The sequence below is a fragment of the Nonomuraea sp. NPDC048916 genome (genome assembly GCF_040649575.1).
Taxonomy (GTDB): domain Bacteria; phylum Actinomycetota; class Actinomycetes; order Streptosporangiales; family Streptosporangiaceae; genus Nonomuraea.
The window spans coordinates 1-455 of sequence record NZ_JBEZFS010000225.1; the positions used below are offsets into that span (position 1 = coordinate 1).

The window sequence follows — 455 nt, forward strand, 5'->3', positions numbered from 1 at the left end:
TGATCCTCACCTGCGCGCCTACTGCCACACCCATCGGATCGGCTATGTGATGGCCGTGCCGGTGGATCTGCCGCTGGTGACCGCCCGGGGCGGCGAGGAGCCGGCCGGGCATGTGCTGGACCGGCTGCTGGCCCAGGCCGTCCCGGGTTTGTGGGAGCGCCGCTCCTGCGGCCAGGGCACCAAGGGCACACGCGCCTACGACTGGGCGACGGTCGCGGCGGTACCCGTGGGGCAACTTCCCGCTGACGGCCATACGCATACGCTGCTGATCCGCCGCAGCGTCAGCGATCCCGCCGACGTCGAGTTCTTCCTGGCCCATGCCCCGGCCGGCACGCCCGTCACCGAGCTGATCACCGTCGCCGGGCTGCGCTGGAAGATCGAGGAGAACAACGAGACCGGCAAGGACCTGCTCGGCCTGACCGAGTACCAAGTCCGCAAGTGGGACGGCTGGCACC

At 70.3% G+C, this 455-nt stretch carries 1 pseudogene; it reads left to right on the top strand.

Annotated features, from left to right (window positions below):
- A pseudogene (locus AB0C16_RS40575) lies at positions 1 to 455 on the top strand (IS701 family transposase); the annotation flags it as partial.